A 9,120-nucleotide genomic window follows, 5' to 3' on the forward strand; every position below is an offset into this window, starting at 1 on the left:
TGGCTCATAAGTATGGGGCCGAATCATGCCATGCCCTCAGATCGCCGATCGTTTGGCGAATGTCCCGCTCCTGTTCTTCGCCCTCGATCTCCCTTTCAATAATCCATTCGCCTGCGAATCCGCTCCTCGCCAGCTTGGCGACGAATTCGGGAAATCGCACTTTGCCTTGGCCCGGGCGAACCTCGCGACCGAGCGCTTCGCCGTCGGTTGGATAGAAGCCGTCCTTGACATGCACATTGCGAACATAGGGGCCGATCACGTCAAGCGCATCAAGCGGGTTGCCCTTGCCGTACAAGACCAGATTCGCCGGATCGAAATTAATGCCCAGATTGTCGGTCCCTACCCGTTTAATGGTTCGAAGCAGAACGACGGGCGTCTCTTGACCCGTCTCGAACCAGAACTCCAGTCCAAGCGTCCGGCAATATTCCGCCACCTCGCGAATCGCGCCCACGACCGGCTCATATTCCGGATCGGTCATATTTTCCGGGATGAATCCGCAGTGCGTAATAATGGCAGGCGCGCCGATCATGGCGGCAAAGTCGGCCCAGCGCTTCAATTCGTTGACTCGCATTTCGCGATATTGCGGCGGAACAAGTCCAAGCGTCGTCGGTCCTCCGGTGAAATTCCACTCGCTTGGTCCCGATACGCCCGCCCATACCGCGCAGATGCGTACTCCGGCTTCGTCGGCGTGTCGGATGACGCTCTTCGCCAGCTCCGGCGTCGCTTCGTTCGGGTTCCAGCTCATCAACTGGCACACGTCAAGCCCGAATTCCTTTACATGGCGGAAGCAATCGCCTCCATTGCGAATTTGATTAATTACACCGATATTCATAGTGCCGATTCCTCCTCAAGCATGTTCTCTTCTTCGATCGCCACCATGGCGAACGTCTCCAGTTCCGGCAGCGTAAATACAAGCTCGCCGTCCCGATACGACGACGTCAGCCGTTCTCCCCCCGGCAATAGAAGGACTCGGGCACCCGCCGATTCTTCCCATTTTAATCGGAATTCGATATTGCGGACCGGGATATTCGGCAGAGATTCCTGATAATTAAGCACTCGCAGTGTATGGCTGTTAGAATCTCCACCTCGGTACCAGACGGCTTCGACTGGCCGCGGGGCGTCCGAAGAAGCGGTCCATGCCCGGTTGGCAAGACGGCGCAGTACTTGCGTAAACAGCTGCCGATGATCATCGGAGGTCATCTGCTCCAGTCCTCCGGCGCAATAGGCGGCTCTGCCTGCGCCATATTCGTTCAGCACCAGCGACGGACGTTCCGTGGCGATGCCCGGCGGATTGCTGATAGCCGATGCAAAGCGGCTCGGGTCCTTGGGGTTCGTATAAGCCAGCGTCAAAGTCGCCGCAATCTCCCCTGTCGTCACCCGTACAAAACGCTGCGGTCCTGCAATCATCATGGGATGGGCTGCATCGTTTCGGGGCATCCAGTGTTCGAATGCCGGCGCTGGAGCCATATAGGTGATCGGTTCCTCCGTTTGACCTTCATCCGACACTCCCAAGACGGCGGCAAGTCCGAAGTCCGGGCGCAGGGTTCCGTCCTTGCGTCGCAGGGTTCCGGCTCCGCTCGCATAAAGCCCTCCCCCGCCATGAACATAAGCGGCAAATGCCTCGATCTCTTCATCATCCGCAACCGGCAGATCACACAAGACGACGACGGCGAAACGGTCCAATTCACCGAGGTTGCGCCGCGTGATGACCGTATACGGAATGTTGGCGTTCATCAGGGTCCGGGCCGCGTTTTTCGCCGCCTTCATAAGGGGTTTGTCCAGCGACCCGTCAAGCACGGGCTTGCCGTTGTCGGCCGGATCGTACAGCGACTCGAAATTGAAGTAAAGCGCCACGTCTGCGATTGGCACAGCATCGGGATTCAGATACGGCTCATAAGCCTCGAGCTCGCCGTATATTTCGCCCATCGTCTCATATACGCGTTCGTCGAGCGTGCCTGTCGGGTCGATCGCATCAATAAACAAAAATGCGCCTCCGTTTAAAATGGCGGAGAAGGTCTGGGCGCGAAGCAAGGCTTTCGATTTGGTCGTTGTATGTTCGGTCAGATCGGGACAACGAGACGTCATGAACTCGAAAGGCCGGTTCTCCGACAGATTGTCGAGCGCCTTGCAGGTGAAGGTTTGCAGCAGCGCGTCTCCATAGAAATCGCCGCTGCAGTAGTCCGTATGTCGAAAGAAAGCTTCGGTGAGCCCGTTCTGCCAGCCAACCGACCAGGATGAACTCTGCTGGCCCACCGTCACTCCCGGTTTAACCCGCTTGGCGAGCTCCGTCAGGCTGCCTGCATAATCGGCCAGCCAGCTCTCGCGCGTACGCTGCCATGCGACCCAATCCGGGTCGCTCCAATCAACCGTCCGCGGAATCTCGCGCTGCGTCTCCGCCATATATCTTGCCTTGCACGCTCCGCAATGGCAGGGAGAATACGGCCAGTGGATCATATCGATCCACAGCCCGTCGAACGAATAATTGCGGCATAAATCTTCGATCTGCGAACGGAGATGCTCGCCATACGGCGTATTGAAGCAGCAGACGCCAAAGCGTCCGCGGTCCCACAAATATTCCGCCGTGTTCAGGCCGTCCGCCGAAACAAAGCGCCAGTCGGGGTGGTTGTCGTAGGCCCATTTATTCCAGTAATTCATGTAGACCACCGTACGGATTCCCGCTTCCCGGCAAGCTGCCGTGACCTCTCCGATAAGATCGATCTCACCGAGGCCGGCATGCATCCTGCCGTGCGGCGTCGGCCAATAGCACAGTCCGAGACAAGAAGAGGCGTACACCATCGCCGTATCGACGCGAGCCGTCTTTAACAGCTCGACATAACGCCCGGCGTCAAAATCCGCCATGAAACGAATGTCGTCGTCCGGTATGTGCATATCGATCAAGTTGCGACGATAACTGCTTCGGTACCAGGGCTCCTTCATAATGATACTGCCACCCATTCTCCCTGTTTTCTGGCGGAGGCAAGCTCCGCCTCGGCAATGCGGATCGTGCCGAGAGTATCCGCAGGCATGCAGCGCTCGGGTTCGTCTCCGGCAGACAATATCTCGACGAAGTAACGAAGCTCGCGGTAAAAGCCGGCATCCTCATCCAGCTCGGGCTTGATCGCCTCTCCTTCGGCCGGATAATCGGTAAGAATGCCATGCTCGAAAACGAGGCAGCCCCGTTCGAAATTGACTCTGTAGCTCATCTCGAAACCGAAGGCCCCCTTTAACGTCCAGTCATCCTGCGCAAGCACAACCTTGCCGTCCGCGTAACGATAATGCGTCGAGACGATGTCGTACCCGCTGCCCGGCAGCACATTGCGGCCCACGCAGGATACGCTCTCCGGCTGTCCGTACAGCCAATTGATCAAATCTACGTCGTGCACATGCTGGTCGAGCAGGCTGCCGCCGCTACGGGCTTCGCGAAGCATCCAGTTGTCATGCGACCAGACAGGAGTATCTCCTCCGCGGAAAAACGTCGCTGCCAGCGTATCTCCATAACGGCGCTGCTCCGTACAATTTTTCAAATACTCGTAAGCGGGCCAGAACCTCAGCACCTGCGCTACCATCAGCGTTGTGCCCGTTCTCGCCGACGTCTGAGCCATGGCAGACGCTTCGTCCGCGCCTAGCGCCATCGGTTTTTCGCACAGCACGTGCAGACCGCGCTCCATAGCCCGGATCGCCGTTGCGGCATGCAAATCGGTCGGCAGCGCGATATCCACAAAATCAAGCTCCTCGCGCTCCAGCAGCTCTCCTATATCCGTGTAGAGGCGATAGGGCGAAAAGTCGATGCGCTCGAACGATTCATTAAGGTTGCCTTCGACAAACACGTTGTCGAACTTGCGGGCATCGATATCGCAGATCGCTTGCAAACGCACCGGGGCTCCCTCGCGCTCCAGGCGTTGGTATTGCGCCAGGTGAACGCGGCCCATAAACCCGATTCCGATCAGAGCCCCCTTCCATATCTTCGTCCCGGTCGCATCCATCGTGGATGCGGTATGATCCTTGCCGCTCTCCGGCAATCTTTGCCCGTTGGTCATGGTCTATTCCCTCCTATACTGGGAGTCGGATGGCGTTCCCGCAACGCTAACTTCCCGTCCGGTCGCGCAAGCTTCGACGATAGCGGCGGCAACCTCCGAGCCATGAATCGCATCGTCGAACGACAGGTAGTCCAATCCCTGTCCGCCCGCGAGCAAGCCGTCAGCGATATAACCGAGCTGATCGCGCAGGGCGCCATATACTTTGCCGTTGAACTCGTGATGGATGGCAAACTCGGTCGTGCGTCTTCCGCCGTCGTTCCAAACCTGCAATCCTGATCCCGACGTCTCGAAATGCGCCACGCCTTCTGTTCCGATGACCTCCACCTGGTCGACAATCGCTATACCCGCAGCATCCGGAGTCATCCAATTGCTGTGGAGAACCGCTATCGCGCCGTTTTCGAAGACAAGCGTCGACCACAACACCTCCGGCGCCTCGACTCCTTCAATGTAACAGCCTTGCGCCCGAACGGAGACGACGCGGCTTCCCGCATACCAGATAGCCAAATCCAGGTCGTGAACCGACAGCTCGTAGACCGTATGCGTCCGCTTATAGGTTTCGAAGAGCGAATGCTCCCGCGATCGCTTAAAGAACATGCTGACCGGCTTGCCAACTCCGCCATCTGTTATCCGGCGCTTAATCTCCGCGTACCTTGGATCGAAGCGCAGCAGATGTCCCGGCAGCACATGTCTCCCTGCGATCCGCGCGGCATCGAACATGCGGCGCGCCTCCTCCGGCAATGTGGAGACGGGTTTCTCGACGATGACGTGTTTGCCGGATGCAAGCGCCGCCAGAGTCGGTGCCAGATGCTCTTTCTCATAGGTAACGACGCTCACGAGGTCCAAGTCGTCTCTCGACAACAGCTCTTCGTACGAAGCGTATACAGCCGCCTGAGGGAAACGCTGCTCTGCCAGTTCCCGTCTCTCTGGACGATTGTCGCATACAGCGACAATCTCGACTTGCGGCAGACACCGGAAAGCTTCGAGGTGGCACATCCCCCAGCTGCCCAAACCGATCACGCCTACGCGCAGCTTATTCATGCCAGCCCCCCCTTTTCGTTAAGCTTCATCGTAATTTTGCCGCTGCTTACCTTGCCGCCGACCAGCATCTTAAACGCCCGGTCCGCATCCTCGAGCCGGCAGATCTCGGTCCAGCCTTCCTCCGTGATCTTGCCCTGCTCAAGCAAATCAACCGCATCAGTAAAGTCTCTGGCGGTATAGCAGAAGGAACCGAGAATAGCGATTTCACTGCGGATCAAGTGATTGATTGGCAGTCGCGTCTCATCGATGCCGAGACCGATATTCATAAACGTCCCGCCCGGGTTAACGGATCGCAGGGCACTCTCCCGCGTCGGCTGGAATCCGGCGGCATCGATAACCACATCGATGCCTTTCTCGGCGAAATGGCGGCGCACCGCATCTTCGAGCGATTCCGTCTTCGGATTCGCGGTCAGGTTAAAGCCAAGGCCTCGCACCATCGCGAGCCGTTCCTCGTTCGTATCGGCGACAAGAACGTCGGAAGCGCCCAAAATGCGAGCAACCATCGCGCTCAGGATACCGATCCCTCCCGCGCCAAGCACGGCAACGGCCGAGAACGGATGCCTTTCCATCGCGCGTCTCGCCGCGCGCAGCGAACAAGCAAGCGGTTCGGCCAAACTGGCGCGTTCGGCGGATAATCCGTCCGAGATCGGCACGATTGCCGATTCGGGCACAACAACGTATTCGGCGAAGGCGCCGGGTCTGTGAATGCCGATGATCTGCCGCTTGGCGCAAAGCTGCGTCAAGCCGCTCAAGCAACTGCGGCAGCTGCCGCAGAACAGCAACGGATTAATAACCGCGCGCTGGCCGACAGAATACCGTCCAGTTCCCGGGCCAACCGCTTCCACAACGCCGCTTGCTTCATGCCCCATAACGAGCGGGGGCACGCGCAAGCTGTTATGGCCCAAATATCCTTCCAGCTCCGAGCCGCAAATTCCTACCGCTTCTACCCGCAGCCGCACTTCTCCCGTTCCAGGCTCGGGAACGGATCTCTCTTCGATGACGATACTCTCGGGGGCCGTCCATACCGCCGTTTTCATCATAAGATTGCCTCCCCTTTCGAATGGATCGCCGACAAGCCGGCTATGAGCCGATCCACATCGGCGCTGTCGTTAAAGGCATGGACCGACGCCCTAAACCGGCCGTCCCCGCCCCACAGATAGATGCCTTGCCGCTCCAGCTCCGCGGAGATCTCCTCCCCCTGGTCGCTGACGACACATATATTGCCCGCGCGGAATTCGGGTTCCCGCGGCGTCATCAGTTCGTAGCCTGCCGCTTCCAGCTTGCTTATCAGCTCGGTGCCAAGACCGAGCACATGATCTTCGATAAGCGGGATGCCCGTGTCAAGCAGCAGCCGGGTCGAGTAGTCAAGCGCATATACGCAAGGATAACTCGGATATCCCGTCTCGAATCGTCTGGCATCCGGCTGAAAGCGATAGCTTCCGTCGCGAAGGGGGCTAAACATGTCCGTCACGCCTCTCCAGCCGACCGCTCTTGGCATAAAATCGCTCGTCCGTGCCGGATTAATGCCGAGAATGCCCAGACCGTGTATGCCAAGCAGCCACTTATAGGAGCTGCAGACCACAAAGTCGGTCTCATTGATATCGACAGCCGTAATGCCGAGCGACTGGGTCGCATCGAGCATCAGCAGCGTATCCGTCTGTTTGAGCGCGCGATACAGTTCCTTATAGTCCAGCTTCGCCCCCGAGAGATAGCTGACATGGCTGGAGACGACAATTCGCGTCCTTGCGTCAACACGCGACAGGATGTCCTCCGGCGACACGCGCCAATTGACATGATCTACAAACCTCACTTCGACGCCCGCCTCCTGAAGCACCAGCCAAGGCAAAATGCCGGAAGGAAACTCCAGCTTGTTGACAACTACGTTGTCGCCTGCCTTGAGACCTAAAGCTCCTGCAATCATGGAGATGACATCGGACGAATTGGACAGCAGCGCGATTTGATTGGGCTGGCCTCCAAGCATCTTCGCCAGATTCGACTTGCAAGAATCCTCAACCTCCGCATTCGAACTTCTGCCGCCCGGACCGTAACTTCGGTGCTCCATATAGCGCCTGACTGCGTCAACGCTCCCTTTGAGAGGCGGCGATTCCGCCCCGTTGTAGAACCACACACGATCGCCGATATTTTCGAACATTTTTTTGCTTATTAATGATTCCATCTGCTCTCGCTCCTAGCATTTCATTCTGGATTATAAATTCGGGGGAAGCTCGAGCTTCTCGAAGCAGTCGTATGCTTTGGCGATATGCCGGTCAGCCGCCGATAACAGAAATGGACCGTGGCCCGGGTACAAACGTTTGATTCGCAGATCGTTAAGCCTGGCTATCGTTCGGGCATAAGCTTCAATCTCGCAATCCCAAATTTGCTGCAGTACGATTTTGCCGCCGGCAAATATGGCGTCTCCCGCGAACAAGGACATGCCGTCGCCTTCGTCCAAAGCAAAGCTGATATGTCCCCGGGCATGTCCCGGCGTCTCTATCACCTTCAGCGAAAGCGCGCCAACCTCAATGTTATCCCCGTCGCTTACAGTTTCGTCGATCGGACAAGGCGGGTATAAATAATCCGGAGGGTAGACGCCTGCAAACACCGCTGCCCCGATACTCGTTCTGTCGATGTCGGCGGATTCGATCCACGGTCCGGCATCTTTCGACGCGATCGTCCAAAGATCGAGCCGTTGCCGGAGAGCCGCCGCTCCCGCGGCATGATCGGCATGCGCGTGAGTCAACAACAGCTTGCGGATACGGGAGGCGGGAACGCCGGTCGATGCTATGGAACTCAACAGCAGCTCCGTATCCACGCCGGCGCCGGCATCGATCAGCGCATATTCGTCGCCGTCGCCGATCAGGTAGATGTTGCAGTCCAGTCTATGCGTCATCTCAAAACCGAATTGTCCGCTGCCGACCAGCCACAGACCTTCCCTTAGCTTCAATGTCCTGTCTCCTCCTCGTCAATGTAGGCGATGCACTCGATCTCGACGGTCATGCCAGGCGGGAACTTGACGATTTCGACCGTGCTTCTGGCCGGCGGTTCGTGCTCGAAATAACCGGAATAAACTTCGTTGTAGGCTTTGAATCCGTCCAGATCGTCCAGGAAGGCCGTCACTTTGACAACATGTTCCAGCGATGAGCCCGCTTCCTCAAGGATTTCCTTCATATAATCAAGGACAATGGCCGTCTGCTTGGCCACATCGCCGGGTGCCAGGACCGATCCCGTCTCCAGATCGAACGGGCACGTTCCCGAGACATATACCATATTCCCCAGCTTCACGGCTTGAGCGTACGCGCCGCTTGGCTTCGGCGCCTTATCCGTGACGATGATTTGCTTGCGCATTTCGATTTCACTCCCTTTTGTCATTCGGCGGATTGAACGCCTGCCAGTGTTGCGTAAAATGCTGCCGCCTGTATCACTTCTTCAAGATCGACCCATTCGTGCTTGGAATGCGCTTGCGCAATCGAACCGGGTCCGAAGACGATGCTTGGTATGCCTCCAAGCTGCTGGAGCTTGCTTGCATCCGTGCCATAAGGTACGCCTACGGCTTCCGTGGCGAGTCGAAGCTTCCCGGCAACCTGAAGGGCTTCCCTCACGATCGCGGCCTGCGGGTCCGTATCGAGCGCCCAATCCGACAGCAGCTCGCGAACCTCGAATACGGTGTCGGAAGGAAGCTCGGCGCCGAGCGCCTGCTTAAATTGCTCCCGCACGACGTCCGGCTGCTCGCCGGGCAATATTCGCCGGTCAACTTGAATCTCGCAGCGTTCGGGCACGATATTGATCTGGCCGCCGCTCTCGATGGTGCCGACGGAGATCGATGCCCGACCGCATAGAGGATGCGATAACCCCTCAAGCCGCGGCGCCTCCCGATCGCGGATATAGGATAATACCGCCAACATCCGGTATATGGCGTTGTCTCCTTCCTCGGGCATCGAGCTGTGGGCGGCTTTGCCTCTGGTCTCGACCGCGAAGCGTGCGCAGCCTTTAGTTGCAGATACGACGCGCAGTTCGGTCGGTTCGCCGACAACCGCGCCTGCCAATC

Annotated in this window: 9 protein-coding genes; all 9 read right to left on the reverse strand. The window is 57.9% G+C overall.

Translation table 11 applies throughout. The features are described from left to right. Positions 1-4: 4 nt before the first annotated feature. The gene (locus PAT3040_RS16030) at positions 5-832 is read right to left on the reverse strand and encodes a sugar phosphate isomerase/epimerase family protein (protein ID WP_108993543.1); all 828 of its coding nucleotides are present in this window, start codon (positions 830-832) and stop codon (positions 5-7) included. After that, on the reverse strand, positions 829-2,937 hold the full coding sequence (locus PAT3040_RS16035) for an alpha-amylase family protein (RefSeq protein ID WP_181376651.1): 2,109 nt from the start codon (positions 2,935-2,937) through the stop codon (positions 829-831). Before PAT3040_RS16035 ends, PAT3040_RS16030 begins: the two co-directional genes overlap by 4 nt. Continuing rightward, positions 2,934-4,037, reverse strand: coding sequence for a Gfo/Idh/MocA family protein (locus tag PAT3040_RS16040; protein WP_258234996.1), 1,104 nt, complete (start codon positions 4,035-4,037; stop codon positions 2,934-2,936). Before PAT3040_RS16040 ends, PAT3040_RS16035 begins: the two co-directional genes overlap by 4 nt. A 3-nt stretch (positions 4,038-4,040) precedes the next feature. Continuing rightward, positions 4,041-5,075, reverse strand: coding sequence for a Gfo/Idh/MocA family protein (locus PAT3040_RS16045; protein ID WP_108993545.1), 1,035 nt, complete (start codon positions 5,073-5,075; stop codon positions 4,041-4,043). Then, positions 5,072-6,115 carry a zinc-dependent alcohol dehydrogenase gene (locus PAT3040_RS16050; RefSeq protein ID WP_258234997.1) on the reverse strand — a complete coding sequence of 348 codons (1,044 nt, stop codon included), beginning with the start codon at positions 6,113-6,115 and terminating at the stop codon, positions 5,072-5,074. The genes PAT3040_RS16045 and PAT3040_RS16050 overlap by 4 nt, the downstream gene beginning before the upstream one ends. Beyond that, entirely contained in the window at positions 6,112-7,251 is a 1,140-nt protein-coding gene (locus tag PAT3040_RS16055) for an aminotransferase class V-fold PLP-dependent enzyme (RefSeq protein WP_108993546.1), read from the reverse strand. Before PAT3040_RS16055 ends, PAT3040_RS16050 begins: the two co-directional genes overlap by 4 nt. 30 nt (positions 7,252-7,281) lie before the next feature. Next, positions 7,282-8,019, reverse strand: coding sequence for an MBL fold metallo-hydrolase (locus tag PAT3040_RS16060; RefSeq protein WP_108993547.1), 738 nt, complete (start codon positions 8,017-8,019; stop codon positions 7,282-7,284). Continuing rightward, positions 8,016-8,420 (reverse strand): RidA family protein, encoded by a 405-nt coding sequence (locus tag PAT3040_RS16065; RefSeq protein WP_108993548.1) that lies wholly within the window; start codon positions 8,418-8,420, stop codon positions 8,016-8,018. The genes PAT3040_RS16060 and PAT3040_RS16065 overlap by 4 nt, the downstream gene beginning before the upstream one ends. Before the next feature lie 20 nt (positions 8,421-8,440). Then, positions 8,441-9,120 (reverse strand): M20/M25/M40 family metallo-hydrolase (locus PAT3040_RS16070; protein ID WP_181376652.1); only part of this gene is annotated, 680 nt, incomplete at its 5' end.

The organism is Paenibacillus agaridevorans (assembly GCF_003112455.1).
Lineage (GTDB): Bacteria > Bacillota > Bacilli > Paenibacillales > Paenibacillaceae > Pristimantibacillus > Pristimantibacillus agaridevorans.